We start from the raw sequence: 25,315 nt of genomic DNA, 5'->3' as shown, positions 1-25,315 counted from the left end.
GAACCCTGCGTGACCCCCGGTGTGACCGGCACTTCCGACATGTCGATGCGCTTGACCGTTGTTGTCCGTTTCCGTCGGTTCGCCGTGCTCCACGGGCAGGATCCTGGTGTGCGCGGAGGCGCAGACGGCTGAGCAAGGAGGCTCACGATGAAACGGACGGACGCACGCAGCGCCCGGGCCCTGATCGCCGCGGCAGCTGTGCTGCCGCTGGTCATGACGGGGTGTTCGGCCGGCGACACCGGCGCCGGGGACGAGACGGTGGTCCTCGACTTCGCCTGGTGGGGCGACACGTCGCGCGCCGAGCGGTACGAGGAGGCGGTGGCGCTCTTCGAGGAGCAGAACCCCGGCGTCGAGGTGCGCACCAACTTCGCGGCGTGGGGCGACTACTGGAGCGCGCGGAACACCGAGGCGGCGAGCGGCAGCCTGCCCGACGTCATCCAGATGGACCTCGCCTATCTCGCCGAGTACGGGCAGAGCGGGCGCATCGCCCCGCTCGACGAGCACGTCGGCGAGCAGATCGACACCTCGGCGCTGCCCGATGGCCTGGTCGAGTCCACGCAGCTCGACGGCCAGACCTTCGCGATCCCGACCAGCACCAACACGCTGGCGACGATAGTGAACACGGACCTGCTCGGGGAGCTCGGCGTCGAGGTGCCGGAGGGCGACCTGACCTGGGACGAGTACGACGCGTTCCTGGCGGACGTCGCCGAGGCGGGCGCCGGCGAGGACCCGGTGGTGCACGGCTCCGTGGACTACACGCAGCTCCTCTGGCTGTTCCAGATCTGGCTCGGGCAGCAGGGCAAGAGCCTGTTCGAGGACGGCGCGCTCGGCTTCACGAAGGACGACCTGGCCCAGTGGTGGGGACGTGCCGCTCCTCTGCACGAGGACGGTTCCTTCCTGCCGGCGGAGCGCCTGGACCAGCTCGAGGGGATAGACGCCATCGGCGCCAAGGAGACGGCGTCCGAGATCAGCTGGGACAACTTCCTGGTGCGGTTCAGCGAGGGCGCCGACGGCGCGAACCTCGCGATGCTGCCCCTGCCCGCTGACGACCCCGAGCAGCGCGGGTTGTTCCTCAAGCCCTCCCTGATGCTGTCCATGGGCGCAGGGTCGGAGCATCCCGAAGAGGCGGCCGCCCTCATCGACTTCATCACCAACGACCCGGAGGTCGGCGAGGTCTTCGGCATCTCGCGCGGTGTCCCGGCGTCGTCGACCGCACTGGAGGGCTTCGAGCCAGTGGGCGTGGATGCGCAGGTGGCGGAGTACGAGGCGGCACTCGAACCGCAGCTCACCGGTTCGGCGCCGCCGCCCGTCGCGGGATTCGGCACCGTCGAGACCGCGTTCGTGCGGATCAACGGCGACCTGGCGCACGAGGCGGTCAGCCTGGACGACGCGGTGGACCAGTTCTTCACGGAGGCGGAGGCTGCCCTGGCCGCGGGACGCTGACCACCCACCCACTGCGGGTCGAGCCTGTCGAGACCCCTCTCGGCAGGCTCGACCCGTACGCACGGCTGCTAAGGTCCCTTTGTATCGTTTCAGGACCGACGACGAGCGACGCAGACGCCGACCGCCGTCCGACAGAGGAGTCGGAGTCCCCGTGAACTCTCAGGAGCAGGCCGACGAGCCCGAGGAGCAGCCGGAGCGCGCTCGCGTGCCGGGCGAAGGGCGGTTCGCCCTGCTCGGCGAGACCCTGCTGACCGGGCTCCTCGTCCTCGTCGGGAGCGTGCCCGTGGTGACGCTGCCCGCTGCGCTCGCGGCCGGCGTCGCGCACCTGCGCCGCCATCTCGGCGGCTACGACACCTCCGTCCGCACCTTCGTGCGGGACTGGCTGGCGGCGGTGCGGGAGCTCTGGCTGCTGGGGGTGTTCCTGGTGGTCGCCGTGGTCGTCGTCGTCCTCAACACCGGGCTGACGACGACGGGCGCGCTCCCGGGCTCGTCCGCCGTCCGCTGGGTGACCTGGGCGGCCGCGGCGTGCGCGGCAGTAGTGCTGGTGCGTGCAGCGGCCGCCTGGTCCGACGACGACCCGGCGCCCGGCTCCGAGGCCGCGCCGGGCGCCGGCGGTGTGCGGCAGCTGCTGTCGCGCGGCGCCGCCCGTTTCCGCGACGACGTCGCCGGATCGGCGCTGCTGGTCGCCGCCCTGGTGATGTGCGTGGTGCTCGTCTGGATGCTCGTGCCCCTCGTGCTGGTGACGGGCGGCCTGCTGAGCCTGGCGGCGGTAGCGGTAGAGACCCGCCGAACGAACCGTTCCTGACCGCTCGCCTACCGCGGCGCATCCGCGCTCAGCGGAGCCGGTGCCCGACCAGGGCCAGGCACTGGATCGCCGCCAGGCCGTACTGGGCGCTGGCGTTGGTCGAGAAGCCGGCCTCGTCCACCGGGTGCAGCACCCGGGGCGGCTCGATGCGGCGCGTGCCCCAGTCCTGGCCGTCCGGGTACCCGGCGTGGCCGGTGCGCAGCTCCTGCCAGGCGCGGTCGGCGAGCGCGTCGTCGTCCAGCCGGACGGCGGCGTACGCGGTGGCCCGCGAGTAGGCCTGGCGCAGGTTGAGGCTGCCCCAGGACGAGCCGGTGACTGCCAGCTGCTCGGCCGCCGTCGCGTTGTACAGCCGGCAGAACTCTACCCACTTGGCCCTGACCTCGGGCTCGTCGACGAGATCGAGCAGCTCGGTCATCACCTCGATCAGCCCGAACACGGAGCTCAGGCTGCCCACCGAGACCGTCTTGTCGGCGCCCGAGCTGAACCTCGCCGTCTCGAGGTCGTAGGTGGTGTCCGCCTGGACCCAGCCGTTGGGCAGGGCGGCGATCGACCGGGCGCTCGCGAGCAGGCGTTCCCGCGCGGCAGGGTCGCCGTTCCGTTCCCACTCGGTGAGCCACGCTCCGGCGACGGCGCCCCAGTCCGTCGTCTTGCCGAAGGGCAGGGCCGCCGGGTCGGGGTCGTAGGGGCCGGTGGACCCGTCGATCTTGCGGGTCGCGTTGAGCACCAGGTAGGTGCGGTCGGAGTCGACGAGCTCGTGCATCAGGTCGCCCGTGCGCTCGTCGCCGGTCAGGAAGTAGTAGAAGCGCCGGTAGTTCGCGTTGCTGATCCGGACCTGCTTGGCGCTGTCGCCCCAGTGCTGCACGTTGTGCCGGGTGCCGAGGCCCTTCCAGACCCCGAGGTGGTAGACGTCGACCTCGCCGGTGTGCCGGGTCATCGCCTCGGCGAGCCGGAAGGCGGCGGCGTCGCCGGTCCGCAGGTAGTGGTACCAGAGCCACAGGTCGGTGGAGAGCTCCGAGTTGTCCCAGGCGTAGCCACCGACGTCGTAGCGCCACTGGTGCCGGTCGCCGTCGTAGGAGTGCATGACGTCGCCGTAGTCCCAGAACCCGTACCAGGACCGCTGGTCCACCTGGTCCTGGTGGTAGAGGTGGATGGCGTCGAGCCGGTCCTCGATCTCCGCGCGGGCCGGCGTCGACCGGTCAACGGGGGACCAGGAACCGAACACACCCGCGGCGTGGTTGTGCTCCGGGCTGCTCACGATCAGCGGCGGCGCGCTGTTCGCGACGGCGAGCTCGGTGAACCGTTCGGCGGTCGGCGTGGCGTCGAGGGCCCAGAACATCAGCTCGCTGGTCCGGGCGACGCCGTACGGGGTGCCGAAACCGGGCTCGTAGTCCTCGTACGTGATCTCGAGCGCGTCGAGCTGCTCGGGATAGGTGTCCTGGCCCAGGCCGTCGTGGTAGAACCGCAGGTCCATCGCGCCCGCGCGCGGCGACCACAGCCACACCGTCGCCTCCGCCTCCTCGGTGGCGGCCCCGGTGATCTCCAGCTCCGTGGGGTGGAGCTGCCAGAAGTTGCGCATCCCGAAGGCCAGCCCGCCCGACGGCGTCCCGATGTACCCGAGCCCAGCGGCCCGCTGACCGGCGTCGACCCGGAGCCACGAGTGGCCCTGGCCCGTGCGCTTGCGGATCTCGAAGCCGTGCGCCGTGAGCTGGCTGAGGCTGTAGTCGCCGAACGCGGGGATCCAGTGCAGGCGCGACGTGACGCGCTGGTCCCAGGTGGCCGGGTCGGGCAGCGCCTCGCCGGCGACCTGCGCCTGCCGGACGGCGGCGCCCGGGTCGCGGCGCAGCCCGGTGATGCCGCGCACGGCCTCGGACAGGACGCCGCCGTCGGTCCCCGCGAACCGCACGTGGCGGTCGTGCGGCTCGCCCCGCATCGGCACGGTGAACCGCACGCCTATGCCGTTGATGAAGTCGCGCTCCTCGTCGCCGTCGAACAGGAACGTGTGGACGACGCGGATGCCGTCGGAGCCGGCGAACAGCGAGAACCGGAGCACGAAGGGCAGCCACTCGCGGGCACCCTTGCGGTGCCTCCCCTCGACCCGGACCACCGCGCGGACCGGACCGGACTGCTCGACGACCACCGACCGCACGGACCCGGTGAAGGACTCGAAGCGGATCGCCTGGGGGTCGTCGGTGTCCGGCTTGTCCTGGCGGGAGACCACCAGGCGGCCGGAGTGCGCGATCACCGTTCCACCGCGCCGCACCGAACGGACCACCTGGTTCCCGTGCCGGGCGAACGCGACCTGGACGACGCCGGTGTCGACGGTGATCTCGCCCGCCGACTCCCTGACCGCTATCGCGTGCGGACCGGTGGCCGGCCGGCCGGCGCCCAGCCGGTAGGTCTCGGCGCGGGGTGCGTCCTCGCTGATCGCGTGCGCCGTCCACTTCACCGAGCCGTCGGGCCACCAGGCGGTAGGCCACGTCTGCGCGGGCACCGCCTCGCCGGCCGCGGTGCTCAGCGCGAACGGCTGGTCGGGCGCGAACGCGCCGCGCGGCCAGGGCACGCCCCAGGTGGTGCCACCGGCCAGCGCGGCGGGCGCGTCGTGATCGAGCCAGCGCAGCTCGACCGGGGCATGGGACCGCAGGGCCGGCGGTGGGGCGGACGCCGGGACGGCGGCGCGCGCGTCGCGCGGTACGAGTGCGGCGGCACCCGCGGTCAGGGCACTGGTCAGGACGGTACGGCGGCTGACATGAACCACGTTGTTCATCTCCCTCGGCTGGTGCACTCGGATGTCGAGCTTGAGCCCGGTCGGCGTCGACGGGCCGGTTCCAGCAGGAAAGGTAGGTCCGGCGACGTCGTCGGATGGCGGAACGGACATTTACGGGCAGCCATCAGATCGGCGTGGGTCTTGACCTTGTACCGATTTAGGGACAGCCTCGTTCCTGGTCTTGAATCCTTTCAGGATCGTGATGCCCGGCGGCAGGGTCGCTGTCGGGTGCCCCAAGCACTGAGTCCCCAGCACTGAATTCAGAGAGGAATTCGACAATGGTCCCGAGGAGAATCCGGGCAGGTGCCGTCCTGGCGACAGCGCTCTGCCTCGGCTTGAGCGGTATGACCGTCGCGGCGTCGGCGGGCGCGGCGTCCGGCCCGGCGCAGCTACCGACGTCGGCCGGCGAGAACCCCACCACCCACGGCGACCGGCCCGGGCAGGGGTCCGGGACCGAACGGCTCGAGCGCGGCCTGGTCGCGGCGTCGACCAGCGAGGGCGTCTTCCTGAGCTGGCGGCTGCTCGCGCCCGAGGTCACCGGTCATACCTCCGCCGGGCTCAAGAGCCCCGACTTCGCGGTATACCGCGACGGCAGGCGCATCGCGAAGGTGTCGGGCTCTACCAACTACGTCGACCCGGCGGGCACCGCCGGCTCCAGGTACCGGGTGGTGCCGCTGAGCGGGCCGAACGCGGGCCGGTCGGCGTCGGCCACCGTGTGGGGCGACGGGCACCTCGACATCCCCCTGAACAAGCCGGCCGACGGCGTCACACCCGCCGGCGAGGCGTACACGTACCGCGCCAACGACGCTTCGGTCGCGGACCTCGACGGCGACGACGAGTACGAGATCGTCGTGAAGTGGGACCCGTCCAACTCCAAGGACGTGTCCCAGGTCGGCTACACGGGCAACGTGTACCTCGACGCCTACGAGCTCGACGGCACGCAGCTCTGGCGCATCGACCTGGGTGTGAACATCCGGGCGGGCGCGCACTACACGCAGTTCCCCGTCTACGACTTCGACGGCGACGGCCGCGCCGAGCTGATGGTCAAGACCGCCCCCGGCACGCACGTGACCACGTACGACGACGGAGAGCCTGCCGGTCAGCGCTACATCGGGATCCCCCGGGACGACCGGGCGGACGGCGTGACCCACGCCGACGACTACCGGATGTCGGCCGGCGACTACTACGAGCACCTCGTGGAGATGTTCCGCGGCTGGTCGACACGGCCAGAGGTGACCAGCGGGGAGTGGCCCGCCACGCTGGAGGAGGCGTGGGGCATCGACGGCCGGTGGTCGTACCCGCTGTCCGACGCCGACGCGCGGGCCGCGGCCGACCACTTCATCGACGTCTACGCACCCGCCCGCTCGACCCGGAACCAGCTGCGCAAGTTCGAGGGCTTCGTGGTGAGCGGGCCGGAGTACCTCACCGTCTTCGACGGCCGCAGCGGCAAGCCCATGGAGACCGTCGACTACGAGCCGGGCCGCACCGACGACGGGCTGCGCTGGGGCGACTACGCGATGGCCCGCATCGAGCCAGGGAACCGGGTCGACCGGTTCCTGTCGGGCGTCGCCTACCTGTCCGAGGGTCGGCCCAGCGCGATCTTCGCGCGCGGCTACTACACGCGCTCCACGGTCGCGGCCTACGACTGGAACGGCAGGCACCTGACCAAGCGCTGGCTCGCGGACTCGGGATGGACGGCGATGAGCAACCCGTTCAACGACAGCCCGCACGGGGTGCCGGGCAGCTCGCCGGAGTGGGGCAGCATCACGACGCAGGGCTTCCACTCCCTGTCCGTTGCCGACGTCGACGCCGACGGCAAGCAGGAGGTCGTCTACGGTTCGGCGACGCTCGACGACGACGGGTCGCTGCTCTACTCGTCGTTCGACACGCTGCCCGAGGGCTCCGCGAACCCCGGGGCGCGCGCCGGGCTGGGCCACGGTGACGCCATGCACGTGACCGACATCGACCCGGCGAGGCCAGGGCTCGAGATCTGGACCGCGCACGAGGGCGGCCCATGGGCGCCGTACGGCTCCGCGCTGCGCGACGCCGCGACCGGCGAGGTGCTGTTCGGGCAGTACTCCGGCCGGGACACCGGCCGGGCGATGATCGGTGACGTGCGCTCGGACGTGCCGGGCGTCGAGGTGTGGGCGTCCATGCCGGACGGCACCCTCGGGTCGGGCACGCTGAGCGCCACGGGCGCGCAGCTCTCGACGACGACCATGGGCACCAACCAGTCGGTGCGCTGGGCCGGAGACGGAACCACGCAGATCATCGGGGGTGCGGAGGCGCAGACGCCGACGATCACCGACTGGTCGCGCGGCGTCGTGAAGACCCTGGACGGGACGCTGACGAACAACGGCACCAAGGGCACGCCGTCCCTCGTGGCCGACGTGCTCGGCGACTGGCGTGAGGAGGTGCTGGTGCGGACTACCGACTCCAGCGCGCTGCGGCTGTTCACGACCACCGAGCCGACGGACATCGCCATGTACACGCTCATGCAGGACCGGCAGTACCGCGCCGAGGTGGCGCGGCAGCAGACGACGTACAACCAGCCGTCGTACCCGGGCTTCTACCTGGCCTCGGACACCGACTGGTCCACGGTCCCGATCCCGGGCCGCGGCTGACCCCTCGACAGGCTCGACCACCGGTGCCCCAGGGCACCGTTGGTCGAGCCTGTCGAGACCTCGTGTCCATGCGGGGTGCACCGCCCGATTCGAGTGACAGGCCGCGGGGCCGTGGAGTAGCGTCGGCCGTCACGACCTGCCCCGACCCGATTGGACGACCATGTTCGCGGTTTCGCCGTACGACCTGATCTGGTCAGCTGGTGCGCTGGTGGCTGTCGCGCTGACCCTCGCCGCGCTCGTCGTCTGGTTCCGGACGCCCTGGGAGCGGACCGGGGAGGCCGTCCTGACGCTGCTCGTCATCGTCGTCGTACCTGTCCTCGGGCCCGCGGCCTTCCTCGCGTCCCGTGGCAGGCGCCCGGTTCCGGTGAAGGTCCGCTCGTCGGACCGGCAGGGCTGACGCCGGGGACTACCTCGCCGGCATAGAGCTGGAGCCCCGCACCACCAGCGTGGGCTGGAACATCACGTGCTCCGCCGTCGCGTCGGGGCCGCTGAGCAGGAGGTCCGCGGCGCGGGCGCCGAGCTCGTGCGTCGGCTGGCGTATCGAGGTCAGGGGTGTGGACAGCTCGGCGGCGAACGCGACGTCGTCGTATCCCACTACCGCCATGTCGGCGGGGACCGCGATGTTCTCCGTGCGGAGCGTGCGCAGCACGCCCAGCGCGACCAGGTCGTTCACGCAGAACACGGCGGTGGGCCGTTCGCCCGACTCCAGGAGTCTGCGAATCGCTGCCTCGCCACCCTCGGCGTTGAGGCTGGTCACGGTGATCTCCTGGAGCGCGGACGCCGGGTCGAGCCCGGCGGCGGCGAGCTCCTTGACCACGCCTTCGTGCCGGTCGGCACACTGCCTGATCGTGTGCGGCCCGTTGAGGAAGACGATCCGGGTGTGGCCCTCGTCCAGGAGGTGGCGTGCTGCCAGCTCGCCCCCGCGGACGTCGTCGACGGCCACCGACGAGATGCTCGGGTCCGACGACGGACGGTCGAGCAGCACGACGCCGGTGCCACGGCGGCGCATCGCGAGCAGGTGCTCGATGTCGTCGGTCGCCGGTACGACCATGACGCCCTGCACGCCGTGCTCCTCGAACAGACGCAGGTAGCGCTGCTCGCGGTCGGGGTCGTCGTCGGAGGACGCCACCATGAGCGTGAAGTCGTCGCGGTCCAGGCGCTCCTCGATGCCGCGCGCGACGTCGGTGAAGAACGGGTTGGCGATGTCCAGGACGATGGCGCCGATGGTCGTGATGGTTCCGGCCCGGAGCTGCCGGGCGGACCCGTTGCGGACGAAGCTGAGCTCCTCGATCGCGGCCTCGACCCGTTCGCGAGTGGCGGGCAGCACGCGTTCGGGCCGGTTGAGGACGTTGGAGACCGTGCCGACGGAGACGCCGGCGGCACGGGCGACGTCGGCGATGGATGCTCGTCGGTGAGCGGCCTGCTGGGTCATGGGGAGCCTCCTTGCTTCGGGCTACATTATGAACCGTTTCACGAGGAACCGGAGGACCGGACATGTCGAGCAACACCGCTGGTGCACGCGTCTGTTTCACGTCGAGGGTGCGGGCCGACCGTATCCCGGAGTACCGGGCGGCACACGCCGCCGTCTGGCCCGAGATGCTGGAGGCCCTCCGGGACACGGGCTGGCGCGACTACCACCTGTTCCTGCGGGACGACGGTCTGCTCGTCGGGTTCCTGGAGACCGACGACTACGAGGCGGCGCAGCGGGGCATGGCCGCGACCGAGGTCAACGCGCGGTGGCAGGCGGCGATGTCGGAGTTCTTCGCCTCCGACGGCAACCCCGACGACGGGTTCGTGCTGCTGGACGAGGTCTTCTACCTGGAGGGGCAGCTGGCGGCGCTGGCGGCCGGGTCCGACGGCGACACTGCCGGGGAGTGACGTCTCCGGGGAGAGCTCACGTGCGCGGGATGTGTTGCGCTGGGTAGACGTTGTCTACGCAGCGCAACACATCCCGCCGACCAGGTGTCTCCCCGCGGCGGTCGAGCCGCGGGGCCTGGTCTAGTTGACGCCGCCCTCGCGCTCGCTGAGCGCGTCCGGGTCCGTGATCGCCGTGCGCTGGCCGAGCAGCCGGTTCGTGATCCACGTGAGGATCCACAGGATGAAGCCGATGCCCAGCAGCCAGCCCGCGATCTGATAGGTGAGCGGATCGCGCCCGGTCCATGGCCCGACGAAGAATGCGCAGGCGATCGCTCCGATGACCGGCAGCACCGTGGGCGCGATGAAGTGCTTGCGATCGATCGGATCGCGGCGCAGCACCAGCACGCAGACGTTGACGATCGCGAACACGCCCAGGAGCAGCAGGGCCGTCGTGTCGCCGAGCGCGGAGACCACGTCGTTGTCCGGGTCGCGGCTCACGAAGTAGATGAGCCCGAACGAGATGGCGGTGGTGACCAGGATCGCCACCCACGGCGTCTGGCGCCGAGCACCCACGCGACCCAGGGCACTGGGCAGCACGTTCTGCTTGGCCATGCCGTACAGCAGCCGGCTGGCCATGAGCATGTTGATGAGCGCCGAGTTGGCAACGGCGAACATCGAGATGAACGGCAGGATGTCGCCGGCCGGGATACCTGGCGCGGCGGTCTCGACCACCGTCACGAGTGGTGTGTCGCTCGCGGCCAGCACACCGACCGGGACGATCGCCACCGCGAACAGGGAGACGAGCACGTAGATGACGCCGGTGATGCCGATGCCGGCGATCATCATCTTCGGGAAGTTCTTGACCGGGTCGTGCGTCTCCTCGGCCATGTTCACGGAGTCCTCGAAGCCGACCATCGCGAAGAAGGCGAGCGCCGTCGCGGCCGTGACCGCGAAGAAGGCGCCCTTGTCGTTCGGGTCCTCGAACACGATCGTCCGGGAGAAGTCGACCTTGCCCGCGAACATCGCGTAGAAGCCGATCATGATCACGAGCAGCAGACCGGACAGCTCGATGAGAGTCAGGAAGATGTTCGCCTTGACGCTCTCGCCGACACCGCGCAGGTTCACGGCGGCGACCACGGCCATGAAGATCAGCGCGACGGTGATGACCAGGGTCGCGTTCTTGGCGTCGAGCCCGAAGCCCACCGCGAGGTTCGAGGCGAACGCCCGTGACGCCGTCGACGCTGAGGTGATGCCCGAGCACATGACGGTGAAGCACACCATGAAGGTGAGCAGGTGCACGCCGAACGCCTTGTGCGTGTAGAGCGCGGCGCCTGCCGCACGCGGGTACTTGGTGACCAGCTCGAGGTACGAGAACGCGGTGATCAGCGCGATGACGAACGCGACGATGAACGGAGCCCAGGCCGCACCTCCGACCTGACCAGCCACCTTGCCGGTGAGCGCGTAGATACCGGTACCGAGGATGTCGCCGACGATGAAGAGCAGGAGGAGCTTCGGCCCCATGACGCGCTTGAGCTCTGTGGGCTCCTCGCCGGGGGGCGCGTGCTCCTCGGCAGTTGGCTGGGTCATTCCGGTCACCTCCGTCTGAGGCGGTACTTCCTCGGGCCGCCTCCAAGTGCTGTGGGCAGCGATCGCCCCTGGTCGGTCAAGAGTTCCGTAAGTGAAAGCGCACGGCAACGGACGCGCCGGAACTTCTTGACGCTCTGGCCTGGCGGGTCTATCTTCCGAGTACCGTTTGAACGATTCAACGGTTCAACAGGAGACCTGCGGTCATCGTCGACCGCCCGCACAGCTCGACGGAGAGATATGCCGAACGCCGCACCGACGCTGCGTCTAGAAGGAGTCGCCAAGTCCTTCGGGCCGGTGGCAGCGCTCCGTTCCGGGACCCTGGTGGTCCAGCCGGGCAGCATCCACGCCCTTGTCGGAGAGAACGGCGCGGGCAAGTCCACGCTGGTCAAGATCGTGGGCGGGGTGCACCGCCGGGACGGTGGCACGGTCGAGCTCGACGGCGAGCCCGTCGACTTCGCCGGTCCGGCCGAGGCCAAGGCCGCCGGCGTCGCCGTCATCCATCAGGAGCCCGCGAGCTTCCCTGACCTGACCGTCACGGAGAACATCTTTCTGGGCCGCGAGCCGCTCGGCCGGTTCCGCCGGATCGACCGGCGCGCGATGCGCGAGGGCGCCCGGAACCTGTTCCGGGACCTCGGCGTCGACCTGGATCCCGACCGTCCCGCCGAGGGCCTCTCCATCGCTGACCAGCAGATCGTCGAGATCGCCAAGGCGATCTCCCTGGACGCCCGCCTCCTCGTCATGGACGAGCCGACGGCGGCGCTCAGCGCGGTCGAGGTGCGCCGCCTGTTCGCGGTCGCCCGCGGGCTGCGCGACGCCGGCCGCGCCGTCGTCTTCATCTCGCACCGCCTCGACGAGGTGGCCGACCTCTGCGACACCGTCACCGTCATGCGCGACGGCGAGCACGTCTCCACGGACCCCGTCGCCGACGTCACGCCCGACGAGCTCGTGCGCCGCATGGTGGGCCGCGACGTGGCCGAGCTCTACCCGAAGGTGCCGAGCACTGTCGGTGAGGTCGTGCTGCGGGTGGAGGGTCTGGAGTCGACGGGCACCTTCCACGACGTGTCCTTCGAGGTGCGGGCGGGCGAGATCGTCGGCCTTGCGGGCCTCGTCGGGGCCGGGCGCAGCGAGATCGCTCGCGCCGTGTTCGGCGTCGACCGGTACGACGCCGGCCGGGTCACCGTCGGCGGACGGCCCCTGCGGCAGGGCGACCCGGCGGCGGCCATCGCCGCGGGCCTGGCCCTGGTCCCGGAGGACCGGCGCCTGCAGGGCTTGGTCACCGAGTCGTCGGTGGTGCGCAACGTGTCCGCGGTCGCCAGGAAGCGCCTGGCTCGTCTCGGCATCCTGCTGCCCGACGCCGAGGCGCGGCTCGCGCGCGACTGGTCCGGCCGGCTCGAGGTGAAGGCGGGGGCGCTGGACGCGCTCGCCACCACGATGAGCGGCGGCAACCAGCAGAAGGTGGTCCTGGCGAAGTGGCTGGCCACCGGGCCGAAGGTGCTCATCGTCGACGAGCCCACCCGCGGGATCGACGTCGGTACCAAGGCCGAGGTGCACCGGCTGCTGTCCACCCTGGCCGCCGAGGGGCTGGCCGTCCTGATGATCTCGTCCGAGCTGCCGGAGGTACTGGGTATGGCCGACCGTGTGCTCGTGGTGCGCGAGGGGCGCATCGCCGCCGAGCTGAGCCGCGCGGAGGCGACGCCCGAGGCGGTGATGCGCGCGGCGACACCGGGCGCCTCCCGTAGCGGCGTCGAGACCAGCGGCTCCGAGACCGAGGGGGCGGCATGAGGAACGTCCTGCGCCGCCGCGAGGCGGGCATCGCCCTCGCTCTTCTGGCCGTGATCGGCGTGACCACCGCGATCCAGCCCGGCTTCCTGCTCAGCGCGGGCGGCTGGCGCGACCTGCTGCTCACGCCCGCGATCCTCGTGGTGCTCGCCGTGGGCCAGGCGGTCGTCGTCATCACGCGCAACGTGGACCTCTCCGTCGGGTCGGTGCTGGGCCTCACGGCGTACCTGACCGGCCGGCTGTTCCTGGAGGCGCCGGACCTGCCCATCGTCGTGGTCACGCTCGTCGCGGTCGCGGTCGGGGCGCTGCTCGGCCTGGTCAACGGCTCGATCGTCGCGTTCGCTCGCGTGCCAGCCCTCGTCATCACGCTCGGCACGCTGTACGTCTACCGCGGCGTGACGCTGACCTGGGCCGGCAGCGACCGGATCGACGCCGGTGACATGCCGCGCGCCTTCCTCGGTCTGGGCACGCGGCAGGTGCTGGGCGTGCCGGTGCTGACCATCGTCGCGGCGATCGTGCTGGTCGCCGTGGGCTACTACATGTACACGTCGCGCGGCGGGCGTCAGCTGTACGCCATCGGCTCCGACCCCGACGCGGCGGCGCTCCAGGGCCTGCCTGTCCGACGTCGGCTGCTGTGGGCGTTCGCGGTGAACGGGGCGCTCGCCGGGCTGGCCGGCGTGATGTTCGCCGCCCGCTACGGGACCGTGTCCTCCGGTGCCGGAACCGGCATGGAGCTGCAGGTGGTCGGCGCCGTGGTCGTGGGCGGCGTGGCGATCTTCGGCGGCAGCGGCACGGTCGCGGGCGCCGCCCTCGGCGCGATGCTGCTCCTCACCATCAACCGGGCGCTGCCCGTCGTGGGCATCCCCGACTTCTGGCAGCGTGCAGTGGTCGGCGCGCTCATCATCGGCGCCATAGCGCTGGACCGGGTGCTCGCCAACCGCCGCTCGCGCCGCCTGGCCGCCGAGCGAGATACCGGCCCGAACGACCGTACGGACGGTCGCCAGGGCGACAGTGAGGAGGCGACCGCATGAGAACCCACGCCCGTCCCTGGTGGCAGCGTGCGCTGCTCACCCGCGAGATGCTCACCATCGCGATCCTGGCGGTGGCCTGGATCGTCGCGTCCGCGGTGGTGCAGAACTTCGACGGCCCGCTCACCATCACCTACCTGGTGCTCGACCTCGCCCCCGTGCTGCTCATCGCCCTCCCGATGACGCTCATCATCGCCACCGGGGAGATCGACCTGTCGGTCGCGTCGGTGGTCGGCCTGTCCAGCGTCACGTTCGGGCTGCTCCACCAGGCAGGACTCGGCCTCGGGGCCGCGCTGCTGATCTCGGTGCTGCTCGGCGCGGTGTGCGGCGCGATCAACGGCGCACTGATCGCGTACGCGGGCCTGCCGTCGCTGGCCGTCACCATCGGCTCGCTCGCCCTCTACCGCGGCCTCGCCGTCGGCCTGCTCGGCACGACGGCCGTCACCGGCTTCCCCGAGTCCTGGACCGACGGCGCCACGGCGAAGCTGGGGGAGTCGCCCTACCCGGTCATCACCCTCGGGCTGCTCCTCGTGATCGCCGTCTTCGCCGTGCTGCTGCACGCGACACCGTTCGGCCGGAACGTGCTCGACATCGGCCGCAGCAGCGAGGCCGCCCGGTTCTCCGGCGTCGACGTGAAGCGGACCCTGCTGATCCTGTTCGTGCTGTCCGGGGCGGTCTCGGCGCTCGCGGGCGTCTACTACACGCTGCGCTACGGCAGCGCGCGCGGCGACAACGCGACGGGTATGGAGCTGCAGGTGGTCGCCGCCGTGCTGCTCGGCGGGGTGTCGATCTTCGGCGGGCGCGGCGCGATCCACGGGGTGGTCGCGGGCGTCCTGCTCATCGGGGTGCTCGGCAGCGCGCTGCGCCTGGAGGGCGTGACGGTCAACGTCATCAACATAGTGATCGGCACGGCGCTGGTTGTTTCCGTGGTCGCCCCGCGCATAGCGGGCGGCCTGAGAGTCCGACGGCGGAGCGCCGTCGGGCAGCGAACGTAAGGAGACGGACGATGAAGTTCACATCTGTGCTCGCGGCCGGCACGGCCGCCGTGCTGGCGCTGGGCCTTACCGCATGCGGATCGAGCGATGGCGGGGGTGGCGGGGGTGGCGGTGGTGGCGACGACGCGGTGACGATCACCGTGCTGCCCAAGAACCTGGGCAACCCGTACTTCGAGGCGTCGACGGCGGGCGCCGAGGAGGCGGCGGAGGAGCTCGGCGCCGCGGTCGAGGAGGTCGGCCCGGACGCCGCCTCGCCCGACGCCCAGGTGCCGTTCATCAACACCGCGGCCCAGCAGGGGGTCAGTGCCCTGGTGGTCTCGGCCAACGACCCGACGGCGATCGGCGACGCGCTGGAGGAGGCGCGGTCGGCGGGCACCAAGGTGGTCACGTTCGACTCCGACACCGAGCCGCAGTTCCGGGACCTGTTCGTCAACCAGGCCTCGCCCGAGGGCATCGCCGACAAGCAGCTCGAGCTGGTCGCGGACCAGATCGGCGGCGAGGGCGAGATCGCGATCCTGTCGGCGTCGGCCAACGCGACCAACCAGAACGCGTGGATCGCGCTCATGGAGGAGAAGCTCGCCTCCGACTACCCGGACATCGAGCTGGTCGAGACCGTCTACGGCGACGACGACGACCAGACCTCGTTCGACAAGACCGCCGCGCTGCTGCAGTCGCACCCGGACCTCAAGGGCATCGTCTCGCCCACCACGGTCGGCATCGCCGCCGCGGCCCGCTACGTGTCGACGTCGGAGTACAAGGGCAAGGTCGCGGTGACCGGACTCGGCACCCCCAACCAGATGCGGGAGTACGTCGAGGACGGGACCGTCGAGGCGTTCGCGCTGTGGAACCCGACCGACCTCGGCTACCTGGCGACGCAGGCCGCCGCGGCCCTTGCGGCCGGCGACATCACCGGCGAGGAGGGCGACACCTTCACCGCGGGGCGCCTGGGCGAGTTCACGGTCGGGGCGGACGGCGAGGTGCTGCTCGGCGAGCCGTACGTGTTCGACGAGAGCAACATCGCGGACTTCGACTTCTAGGTCGCGGCGGGTTCGCGTGGTCGGTAGAACGTCAGGTGATCGGCAGCTCGGGCTGCCGATCACCTGACGTTCTACCGACCGAGGAGTCACGGCACCTTGACCGCGCGGCGGCGGCGGTTTAGGGTTCGAGTGAATCGTTTCAAGATGGTGCACGAGGAAGTGCGCGGAGAGGAAGGACGCCATGGCGGCATCCACACGAACCGAGGCGGCCAAGTCCGCGCTCCGGCAGCAGACGATCGAGCTGCCGTCGTGGGCGTTCGGCAACTCGGGGACGCGGTTCAAGGTCTTCGGCCAGCCGGGCGTACCGCGCGATCCGTTCGAGAAGCTGGCCGACGCCGCACAGGTGCACCAGTACACCGGCGTCGCCCCGCGGGTCAGCCTGCACATCCCCTGGGACCTGGTCGACGACTTCGGGGTGCTCGCCCGGCACGCCGAGGACCTGGGCGTGCAGATCGGCATGATCAACTCGAACGTCTTCCAGGACGACGACTTCATGCTGGGCTCCCTCGCCCACCCCGACCCCCGGGTCCGGGCCAAGGCGGTGGACCACCACAAGCAGTGCATCGACGTCATGCGGGCAACGGGGTCCAAGGACCTCAAGGTCTGGCTCTCCGACGGCCTCAACTACCCGGGCCAGGACTCGATCAGCGCCCGGCAGGACCGGATCGCCGAGTCCCTCGCCGAGATCTACGCCGCGCTCGACGACGACCAGCACATGGTGCTCGAGTACAAGTTCTTCGAGCCCGCGTTCTACATCACCGACGTCCCGGACTGGGGAACGTCCCTGCTGCACGTCATGGCCCTGGGCGACCGGGCAAAGGTGGTGCTCGACACCGGCCACCACGCGCCCGGCACCAACATCGAGTTCATCGTGGCGCAGCTCCTGCGCCAGGGCCGCCTCGGCGCCTTCGACTTCAACAGCCGCTTCTACGCCGACGACGACCTCATGGTCGGCGCCGCGGACCCGTTCCAGCTGTTCCGGATCATGCACGAGATCGTTTTAGCCGGCGCCCACGCGCCGGACAGCGGTGTCAACTTCATGCTCGACCAGTGCCACAACATCGAGCCGAAGATCCCGGCCCAGATCCGCTCGGTCATGAACGTCCAGGAGGCGACGGCGAAGGCACTGCTCGTCGACGTCGAGGCGCTCACAGCGGCCCAGCTCTCGGGTGACGTGCTCGGCGCGCACGCCGTGCTCATGGACGCGTACGACACCGACGTCCGCCCGCTCGTCGCCGAGGTGCGCGAGGAGATGGGCCTCGACCCGAACCCCAAGGCGGCCTTCGCGGCCTCCGGGTACGCCGAGAAGGTCGCCGCCGAGCGAGTCGGGGGCGACCAGGCCGGATGGGGCGCGTGAGCGTCACCATCGGGGACCGCCTGCTCGACGGCCCGCACGGTGACCTGCGGGTACGGGTCTACGAGCCGGCGGCCGACGTCGGACGGGTGGCCGGTCTGGTGTGGGCGCACGGTGGTGCCTTCATGTACGGCGACCTCGACATGCCGGAGGCCGACTGGGTCGCGCGGCGGCTCGCCGACGTCGGTGTGGTGGTCGTGAGCGTCGACTACCAGCTCGCGCCAGAGCTCGACTACCGGGACCCGCCCGCCGCTGCGGCACCCGGCGGGGTGCGGTTCCCCGTCGCGTCCGAGGAGGTCACCTTCGCCTACGGCTGGGCGCGGGACGCCGGTCTCGGCGTCGGGCCGGACCGCTGGTCGCTGGGCGGGGCGAGCGCAGGCGGCAACCTGGCGGCCGGCGCGTCGCTGCGTCTGCGCGACGCGGGCGGGCCGCAGCCGCGGTCGATGGTGCTGGCCTACCCGGTGGCGCACTACGAGCTCCCGGCGCCGAGTCCGGACCTCGCCGCGAAGATCGCCGCGCTGCCGCCCGACCGGGACTTCCCGCCCGAGGCGATGCGTGCGATGGGCGCCAACTACCTCGGCAACAGCGACCTGCCGGTCTCCCCGTACGCCCACCCCGGAGGGCAGGACCTGCGCGGGCTGCCGCCCACGTTCGTCGTCACGTCCGACCACGACGCGCTGCGGTCCTCGGGCGAGGCATACTGCGCCGAGCTCGCCGCGGCCGGCGTCGACGTGCTGCTCGTCCGCGAGGACAGCACCTATCACGGCCACCTCAACGAGCCAGGCACCGCCGGCGCGGCACGCAGCATCGCGCGCATCGCGACCTGGCTCACCGCCGACGGCCTCGTCGGCACGCCGCACGAAGCACCGCACTACCGAAAGACGACGCCCCCGCCGGCCGAGCTCGCCGGGACCTCGGTCTCCACAGGCTCGGCCAACGAGGCGGACCCCACCGAAACGGAAGCAGCAGCCCGATGACGAACCAGACTGCCGACGCGACTGACAACCCGACGGTCACCTCGCTCGTCGCCCGCTCGAACCGGCTGGGCGCCGACCCCCGCAACACCAACTACGCGGGCGGCAACACGTCCGCGAAGGGGACCGCCACCGACCCCGTGACGGGCGAGCCCGTCGAGCTGCTGTGGGTCAAGGGCTCGGGCGGTGACCTGGGCACGCTCAAGGCGCAGGGCCTTGCCGTGCTGCGGCTGGACCGGATGCGCGCACTCGTCGATGTGTACCCGGGCCTGGACCGCGAGGACGAGATGGTCGCCGCGTTCGACTACTGCCTCCACGGCAAGGGCGGCGCGGCGCCGTCGATCGACACCGCCATGCACGGCCTGGTCGACGCCGCCCACGTGGACCATCTCCACCCCGACTCGGGCATCGCCGTGGCCGCTGCCGCCGACGGCGAGGCGCTGACCCGCGAGATCTTCGGCTCCGATGTGGTGTGGGTGCCGTGGCGGCGTCCCGGCTTCCAGCTCGGCCTCGACATCGCGGCGATCAAGGCGGAGAACCCGCAGGCCATCGGCTGCGTCCTGGGCGGGCACGGCATCACCGCGTGGGGCGACACCTCGGACGAGGCGGAGGAGCGGTCGCTCGGGATCATCCGCCGTGCCGAGGCGTTCATCGAGGCGCGGACGGCGGCACTCGCTGCCGACGGTACGCATGCGTTCGGCGCCGTCCGCCCCGGCTACGAGCCCCTGCCCGACGCCGAGCGGCGCGCCCGGGCGGCAGCGCTCGCCCCGGTGATCCGCGGCATCGCGTCGGCGGATGCGCCGCAGGTCGGCCACTTCACCGACTCCGACGTCGTGCTGGACTTCCTCGCGCGGGAGCGGCTGCTGCCGCTCGCCGGGCTCGGCACCTCGTGCCCCGACCACTTCCTCCGCACCAAGGTGAAGCCGCTGGTGGTGGACGTGCCGACGTCGGCCACCGTGGAGGAGACGGTTGCCGCCCTGCGCGAGGCGCACACCGCCTACCGGGCGGACTACGCGGCCTACTACGAGCGCGGCGCGGCGACGGCGCGGGCGCGGGGCGAGGAGCCGCCCGCGATGCGCGGCGCCGACCCGGCGATCGTGCTGGTCCCGGGCGTCGGCATGTTCTCGTACGGGCGCAACAAGCAGACGGCGCGCGTGGCCGGCGAGTTCTACGTCAACGCGATCAACGTGATGCGCGGCGCGGAGACGATCTCGACCTACGCGCCCATCGCCGAGGACGAGAAGTTCCGCATCGAGTACTGGGCGCTCGAGGAGGCGAAGCTGCAGCGCATGCCCGCGCCGAAGCCGCTGGCGACGAGGGTTGCCCTGGTGACCGGGGCGGCGTCGGGCATCGGCAAGGCGATCGCGCAGCGGCTCGCCGCCGAGGGCGCCTGCGTGGTAGTCGCTGACCTGGACCTCGCCAAGGCGGCCGACGCCGCGGCCGAGCTGGGCTCGGCGGACGTCGCGATCGGTGTCGCCATGGACGTGTCGTCCGAGGCTGCCGTGCAGGCCGGGATCCGCGAGGCAGTGCTTGCCTTCGGCGGTCTGGACCTCGTGGTGAACAACGCGGGCCTGTCCCTGTCGCGGTCGCTGTTCGACACGACGGTGGCCGACTGGGACCTGCAGCACAACGTCATGGCCAAGGGCTCGTTCCTGGTCTCACGTGAAGCGGCGCGGGTGCTGGTGGACCAGGGGCTCGGCGGCGACATCGTCTACATCTCCTCGAAGAACTCCGTGTTCGCGGGGCCGAACAACATCGCCTACTCCGCGACCAAGGCCGACCAGGCCCACCAGGTGCGGCTGCTCGCCGCCGAGCTGGGTGAGCACGGCATCCGCGTGAACGGCGTGAACCCGGACGGCGTGGTGCGCGGGTCGGGCATCTTCGCGTCCGGCTGGGGCGCCAACCGGGCGGCGGTCTACGGGGTGCCGGAGGAGAAGCTCGGCGAGTTCTACGCGCAGCGCACCCTGCTCAAGCGCGAGGTGCTGCCGGAGAACGTCGCGTCCGCCGTGTTCGCGCTGTGCACGTCGGACTTCTCGCACACGACAGGCCTGCACGTACCCGTCGACGCGGGCGTGTCAGCGGCGTTCCTGCGGTGAGCGCTTCGTCGGCCGAGCCCGCTTCGTCGGTCGAGCCTGTCGAGACCTCCGGCTTCGTCGCGATCGACCTCGGCGCGACCAGCGGCCGGGTGATGCTCGGCGTGGTGGACGACCGGCGGGTCGAGCTCGTCGAGTGCGGGCGGTTCCCCAACGGACCCGTATCCGACGAGCGCGGCGAGCTCCGCTGGGACGTGCGCACGCTGTGGCGCGGGATCCTCGACGGGCTGCGGTCCGCGGGCGACGTCGCGCGCGAGCGGGGCGTTGAGATCCGTGGGATCGGCGTCGACTCGTGGGCGGTCGACTACGGGCTGCTCGACGGCGCCGGCGAGCTGGTGGCGGACCCGCACTGCTACCGGGATGCGCGCACCGACGGGGTCGCCGACGAGGTGTACCGGCAGATCCCGTTCGCGGATCACTACGCGGTCAACGGTTTGCAGCATCTGCCGTTCACCACGGAGTTCCAGCTGGTTGCGGGGGTCTCGACAGGCTCGACCAGCGGTGGGCGAGGTGAGTGGGCGCGGGCCGAGCAGCTTCTGCTGATTCCCGATCTGATCGCCTACTGGCTCACCGGACGTCAGGTCGCGGAGGTGACCAACGCGTCGACCACCGGCCTGCTCGACGCTCGCTCGCGCGACTGGTCGGCCGACCTCCTGGACCGGCTCGCCGCAGCACGTCCCGAGCTCGCCGGGCTCCGCGACCGGCTGCCGGGGCTCGTCGAGCCCGGCGCCGCCGTCGGGCACCTGCTGCCCGAGGTGCGGGAGGCGACGGGGCTGGGCGAGGTGCCCGTGCTCGCGGTCGCCTCGCACGACACGGCCTCCGCCGTCGCGGCGGCCCCGCTCGGGACCTCGGCGGCGTACATCTCGTCGGGGACGTGGTCGCTCGTCGGGCTGGAGCTGTCGGCTCCCGTGCTCACCGAGGCGAGCCGCGCCGCGAACTTCACCAACGAGCTCGGGCTCGACGGCACGGTCCGGTACCTGCGCAACGTCATGGGGTTGTGGGTGCTCGACGAGTGCGTCCGGGCCTGGTCGGCAGACGACGGCGCGCCCGTCGACCTGCCGGGCCTGCTCGCCGCGGCCGAGGCCGAGCCCGGAGGGCGCTGCCTCGTGGACGTCGACGGCGACGAGTTCCTCGCCCCGGGCGACATGCCCCGCCGGGTGTCCGACGCCGTCGCCCGCCTCGGCGTCGAGCTTCATCTGGACACGGTCAGTACGCGGCCGGCTCTGGTTCGCGTGATCCTCGACAGCCTGGCCGCCGCATCCGCTCGGGCGATCTCCGAGGCATCTGCCCTGGCAGGCGTGGTTGTGGACACGGTGCACGTGGTCGGTGGCGGGTCGCGGAACGAGCTGCTGTGCCGGCTCACGGCGGAGGCGGCGGGCCTGCCCGTGATCGCGGGACCGGTCGAGGCGACGGCGCTCGGGAACGTGCTCGTGCAGGCACGCGCGGTCGGCGTCGTGTCCGGCGATCTGACGGCGCTCCGCGACGTGGTGCGCGAGAGCAGCTCCCTGCGGCGCTATGACCCCGCGCGGGGAAGGTAGCCGCCCGGCGTGGGCGTGGGCGGAGGCGCCGGGCAATGTGTATCCGGGTGAGGTGTGTTGCGCTCAGTAGACGTTGTGCACTGAGCGCAACACACTCCGCGGAGTAGGTCCTTCTCCGAGCCTCAGCCGCGGGGAGCGCTGGAGGCGCGCACGATCAGGCGCGGGCTCAGCTCGATGCGGTGCACCGGCCGGTCCGCCCCGGTCACCGCGTCGCCGCCGTCGCTGCCCGGCGACGCCATGGCATCCGCCCGGGCCGCAAGGCGCCGCAGCAGGAGCTCCAGCGCGCCCGCGCCGATCGCTGCCTTGGGCGGCCGCACCGCGGTGAGCGGGGGGTCGGCCAGGCCGGCTACCTCGTCGTCGTACGCGATCACCGCGAGGTCCGCCGGCACGCGCACGCCGCGCTCCTGCGCCTGCTCGACCAGCGAGATCGCCTCCCGGTCTGAGTGCACGATGAGCGCCGTCGCCCCGGTCTCCGCGCACCTGTCCAGCACGGAAGCGGCCTCGTCGGCCCAGTCGGCGTCGAACATCGGCACGGTCTCCAGGTCGACCACCACGTCGAGGCCCAGCTCGTCCGCCACCGCGAGAAAACCGCGTCGGACGGCGGCCGAGGTCGGGCTGGTCCGCGACGTCACCAGTCCCACCCGCCGGTGCCCCCGCTCCGCCATGTGCCGCGTGGCCACGCCGGAGCCGAGCGCGTGGTCGGTGGCCACCGACTCCAGCGGCTCGCGGTACGGGCCGGTCGCCAGCCGCCGTTCCATCAGCACCACCGGGACGCTCAGGCCGGCCAGCCACTCGCCGAGCTCGGCCGCTTCGGGACCGTCGACGGGCGGTGCGACGAGGAGGCCGTCCACGCCCGGTCCGCCGTCCTCGCCGACGAGCGCGGCCACCTGGCGCCGCACCTGGTCGACCTCGTACGACGCGCCGCGCAGGATCAGCCGCACCTCGCCGCGTGCGGCGTCCCGCGCGCCACGGATCACCTCGGGCCAGTAGTACTCGATGGAGGGCACGACCATGCCGATGGTCAGCTGGTCGACACGACCGGCGGATGCCGGATCGGGCTGGGCGATGCCGGTGCTTGCACCCGTGTAAGCACCCAGGCCGGCGCTGCGGGCCGGGATCCGGGCACCGCCGTGCACCTTCTCCAGCGTGCCGTCCGCGACGAGCAGGGCGAGGTCTCGTCGCACCGTCACGGGTGTCACGCCGAGCACGCGCGACAGGTCGCTCACGCGCGCCGAACCGGTCTCTCGCACTCGCGCGATGAGGCGCGCCCGACGCTCGCTGGGGAGCGGCGCTTCCGCAGAAGGTGTCTGTGAACTTGGCATGTGTCCTCGCTCGGGTCAGTGTCAGTGTCTCGGTCTAGCGTTCGGGTCATGGCTCGGCACACCACCTTCCGGTTCCGCCTCGACCCCACGGTCGAGCAGTCGGTGGCGCTCGCCCGCCATGTGGGTGCGGCCCGCTTTGCGTACAACCAGTGCCTACGGCTGCACCTGGACGCCCGCGAACACCACCGCGCCCTCATCCGTCGCGGTGCCGACGCCGACACCATGGACCGGGCTCGGGACGCGGTGCCGTGGTCGCGGTTCAGCCTGATCAACGCGCTCAATCGGTGGAAGGCGTCTGAGGACGCCGGACGCCGGTTCCTGGTCACGGGTGGCGGTGTCACGCAGGTCGAGGTGACTGGCCTGGCCTGGCGGGGCGAGGTGTTGGCGGAAGTACTCGAGGAAGGCGCGGTCGACGTCAGCCGCGGCCTGGCCGCGTGGACCGCGTCCCGGTCTGGGAAGCGCACTGGACCTCGGGTGGGACACCCGCGCTTCAAGAAGAAGAACCACACCGCCGGATCGTTCCGGATGCGGAACAGAACCAGGGGCAACTGGTCCTCGATTCGCGTCGGAACCGCAGACTGTCTGCGGTCGGTGACGCTGCCCAAGATCGGCACCCTCCGGGTCCAGGAGGACACCCGACGCCTGCGCCGCATGATCGCGAACGGTCGTGCCCGGATCCTGCAAGCCACCATCACCCGCGGTGTCCGCCGCTGGTGGATCTCCATCACCGTCGAGGCCGCCGAGGTGCACCCCGCCATCCAGCACCCCGCCCGCCCGGCCCACGACACGACCGGCTGGGTCGGCGTCGACCGTGGGCTGCACGCCCTGGTCGTCGCCGGAACGCGGGACGGTACCGAGACCCTGCGGGTCCAGGCCCCGAAGGTCCTGGCCGTGGGCCTGCGTCAGCAGCGGCGTCTGGCACGCGCCGTCTCGCGCAAGAAGCGCGGCTCCATGGGCCGCCGCAAGGCCACCACGCGCCTGGCTAGGCATCATCTCCGGGTGCGGGACACCCGGCAGCGCTTCCTGCACCAGGTCTCCAACCAGCTGGTCAAGACCCACGACAGGCTGGTCCTGGAAGACTTGAACATCACCGGCATCATGTCCAACCGCAGGCTCGCCCGAGCCGTCGGTGATGCCGCGTGGGGTGAGCTGGCCCGCCAGATCACCTACAAACAACACTGGCGTAACGGGCAGGTCGTGATCGCGGACCGGTGGTTTCCGTCGTCCAAGACCTGCTCGTCCTGCGGGCACGTCAAGAAGGTCCTGAGCCTGAGGGAGCGCACCTACACCTGCGGTCACTGTGGTCTCGTCCGAGACCGGGATCTGAATGCCGCCGCCAACCTCGCCGCCTGGGCCGAGGACCACACCCGTGGTGAAGAAGTCCAGGACGGGGACCGTCAAGCAGCCGGCCCCGTGATCAACGCCTGCCGACGGGACGGCACTGGCCCACACACCCGTGTGAGTGAAACCAGCCCGGACGACGCAGGAACCCCGGCCCAGACCGCACCCGCGGCCTGAACCAGGGGACGCCCGAGAAGGGCGGTGTCTATGAGCACCACAGTTCACAGACACGCTGTCAGTCATGCAACCTCCTGCGGTCCGGACCCCGTGGGTCTCATCGTTACGCGGAATGTGCCGGACGGCGCCTCGGTACGCGCTGTCAGCCGCAACCGGGTCAGCTGTTCGCCCCAAACGGCGGCCAGCTCGGGGTCGTCCAGGTCGCGCACGTCCAGCTCGGCGTCGACGGCATCAGGATCCCAGGTCAGGGAGAGTGCGCGTGCCGTCGCCGGGCCGCCGTCCGGGGTGAACCGGACCTGTGCACGGCCGGGCACGAGCGTGACGTCGCCGGCGAGGAGCCAGTGCCAGGCCGTTGAGCTGTCGGCGGACGCCGGGATGTGCGGGGCCGAGAAGGTCCAGGAGTCCTCGACGGTCACCGCCTCGGCGTCCGGATCCAGGCTGACCGCACGCCACCAGTGCTCGAGCCCGTCCACCGGATAGGCCCCGCCAAGATCCAGCCGGGCTTGCCAGACGTGAAGGAGATTTGACGTGACCGCAACGTTCCACACGCTCACCGTGACCGACGTCGAGCAGCTCACCGACGACGCGGCCGCCGTC

General features: G+C 71.4%; 18 protein-coding genes and 1 pseudogene. 14 read left to right on the top strand and 5 right to left on the bottom strand.

The annotated features are described in order from the left end of the window. Window positions 1-147 precede the first annotated feature (147 nt). Window positions 148-1,443 carry an extracellular solute-binding protein gene (locus AB0F70_RS17815; RefSeq protein WP_357450884.1) on the top strand — a complete coding sequence of 432 codons (1,296 nt, stop codon included), beginning with the start codon at window positions 148-150 and terminating at the stop codon, window positions 1,441-1,443. Between the two features lie 151 nt (window positions 1,444-1,594). Next, window positions 1,595-2,248, top strand: coding sequence for a Poxvirus protein I5 (locus AB0F70_RS17810; protein WP_357450882.1), 654 nt, complete (start codon window positions 1,595-1,597; stop codon window positions 2,246-2,248). A 28-nt stretch (window positions 2,249-2,276) separates the two neighbouring features. On the opposite strand, the gene AB0F70_RS17805 is transcribed toward AB0F70_RS17810, so the two are convergent. Continuing rightward, window positions 2,277-5,123: a Tat pathway signal sequence domain protein gene (locus AB0F70_RS17805; RefSeq protein WP_357450879.1), complete on the bottom strand. Its 2,847-nt coding sequence runs from the start codon at window positions 5,121-5,123 to the stop codon at window positions 2,277-2,279. A gap of 167 nt (window positions 5,124-5,290) precedes the next feature. On the opposite strand from AB0F70_RS17805, the gene AB0F70_RS17800 reads away from it, so the two are divergent. Further along, entirely contained in the window at window positions 5,291-7,636 is a 2,346-nt protein-coding gene (locus AB0F70_RS17800; protein ID WP_357450875.1) for a rhamnogalacturonan lyase, read from the top strand. A gap of 160 nt (window positions 7,637-7,796) precedes the next feature. Further along, entirely contained in the window at window positions 7,797-8,033 is a 237-nt protein-coding gene (locus tag AB0F70_RS17795) for a hypothetical protein (protein WP_357450871.1), read from the top strand. Between the two features lie 9 nt (window positions 8,034-8,042). Here AB0F70_RS17795 and AB0F70_RS17790 read toward each other — a convergent pair whose 3' ends face one another. Beyond that, on the bottom strand, window positions 8,043-9,068 hold the full coding sequence (locus AB0F70_RS17790; RefSeq protein ID WP_357450869.1) for a LacI family DNA-binding transcriptional regulator: 1,026 nt from the start codon (window positions 9,066-9,068) through the stop codon (window positions 8,043-8,045). 62 nt (window positions 9,069-9,130) lie between these two features. Between AB0F70_RS17790 and AB0F70_RS17785 the strand changes: the two genes are divergently transcribed. Next, on the top strand, window positions 9,131-9,514 hold the full coding sequence (locus AB0F70_RS17785; protein ID WP_357450866.1) for an L-rhamnose mutarotase: 384 nt from the start codon (window positions 9,131-9,133) through the stop codon (window positions 9,512-9,514). 120 nt (window positions 9,515-9,634) lie between these two features. Here AB0F70_RS17785 and AB0F70_RS17780 read toward each other — a convergent pair whose 3' ends face one another. After that, on the bottom strand, window positions 9,635-11,080 hold the full coding sequence (locus AB0F70_RS17780) for an APC family permease (protein ID WP_357450863.1): 1,446 nt from the start codon (window positions 11,078-11,080) through the stop codon (window positions 9,635-9,637). Between the two features lie 237 nt (window positions 11,081-11,317). On the opposite strand from AB0F70_RS17780, the gene AB0F70_RS17775 reads away from it, so the two are divergent. The 8 genes from AB0F70_RS17775 (at window position 11,318) to AB0F70_RS17740 (ending at window position 21,878) form a co-directional block, all read left to right on the top strand. Further along, entirely contained in the window at window positions 11,318-12,862 is a 1,545-nt protein-coding gene (locus tag AB0F70_RS17775) for a sugar ABC transporter ATP-binding protein (protein WP_357450860.1), read from the top strand. Beyond that, entirely contained in the window at window positions 12,859-13,890 is a 1,032-nt protein-coding gene (locus AB0F70_RS17770) for an ABC transporter permease (RefSeq protein WP_357450857.1), read from the top strand. The genes AB0F70_RS17775 and AB0F70_RS17770 overlap by 4 nt, the downstream gene beginning before the upstream one ends. Further along, complete coding sequence (locus tag AB0F70_RS17765; protein WP_357450854.1) at window positions 13,887-14,882, top strand: ABC transporter permease; 996 nt, start codon at window positions 13,887-13,889, stop codon at window positions 14,880-14,882. The genes AB0F70_RS17770 and AB0F70_RS17765 overlap by 4 nt, the downstream gene beginning before the upstream one ends. A gap of 11 nt (window positions 14,883-14,893) precedes the next feature. Then, window positions 14,894-15,919: a rhamnose ABC transporter substrate-binding protein gene (gene rhaS, locus AB0F70_RS17760; protein ID WP_357450853.1), complete on the top strand. Its 1,026-nt coding sequence runs from the start codon at window positions 14,894-14,896 to the stop codon at window positions 15,917-15,919. Between the two features lie 181 nt (window positions 15,920-16,100). Next, window positions 16,101-17,276, top strand: coding sequence for an L-rhamnose isomerase (gene rhaI, locus AB0F70_RS17755; protein ID WP_357450851.1), 1,176 nt, complete (start codon window positions 16,101-16,103; stop codon window positions 17,274-17,276). Further along, entirely contained in the window at window positions 17,273-18,250 is a 978-nt protein-coding gene (locus AB0F70_RS17750) for an alpha/beta hydrolase fold domain-containing protein (protein WP_357450848.1), read from the top strand. Before rhaI ends, AB0F70_RS17750 begins: the two co-directional genes overlap by 4 nt. Continuing rightward, complete coding sequence (locus tag AB0F70_RS17745; protein ID WP_357450846.1) at window positions 18,247-20,343, top strand: bifunctional aldolase/short-chain dehydrogenase; 2,097 nt, start codon at window positions 18,247-18,249, stop codon at window positions 20,341-20,343. Before AB0F70_RS17750 ends, AB0F70_RS17745 begins: the two co-directional genes overlap by 4 nt. Next, window positions 20,340-21,878: a rhamnulokinase family protein gene (locus AB0F70_RS17740; protein WP_357450843.1), complete on the top strand. Its 1,539-nt coding sequence runs from the start codon at window positions 20,340-20,342 to the stop codon at window positions 21,876-21,878. Before AB0F70_RS17745 ends, AB0F70_RS17740 begins: the two co-directional genes overlap by 4 nt. Before the next feature lie 122 nt (window positions 21,879-22,000). Here the strand turns inward: AB0F70_RS17740 and AB0F70_RS17735 are convergent, their stop codons facing one another. After that, the gene (locus tag AB0F70_RS17735) at window positions 22,001-23,200 is read right to left on the bottom strand and encodes a substrate-binding domain-containing protein (protein WP_357450840.1); all 1,200 of its coding nucleotides are present in this window, start codon (window positions 23,198-23,200) and stop codon (window positions 22,001-22,003) included. A 48-nt stretch (window positions 23,201-23,248) separates the two neighbouring features. On the opposite strand from AB0F70_RS17735, the gene AB0F70_RS17730 reads away from it, so the two are divergent. After that, window positions 23,249-24,718, top strand: a complete 1,470-nt coding sequence (locus AB0F70_RS17730; RefSeq protein ID WP_357450836.1) for an RNA-guided endonuclease TnpB family protein — start codon at window positions 23,249-23,251, stop codon at window positions 24,716-24,718. 62 nt (window positions 24,719-24,780) lie between these two features. On the opposite strand, the pseudogene AB0F70_RS17725 reads toward AB0F70_RS17730, so the two are convergent. After that, a pseudogene (locus AB0F70_RS17725) lies at window positions 24,781-25,315 on the bottom strand (hypothetical protein); the annotation flags it as partial.

Origin of the sequence: Promicromonospora sp. NPDC023805 (assembly GCF_040639635.1) — a bacterium.
Lineage (GTDB): Bacteria > Actinomycetota > Actinomycetes > Actinomycetales > Cellulomonadaceae > Promicromonospora.
Note: the sequence above shows the minus strand (reverse complement) of the source record. Positions and strands in the feature narration are given on the sequence as shown.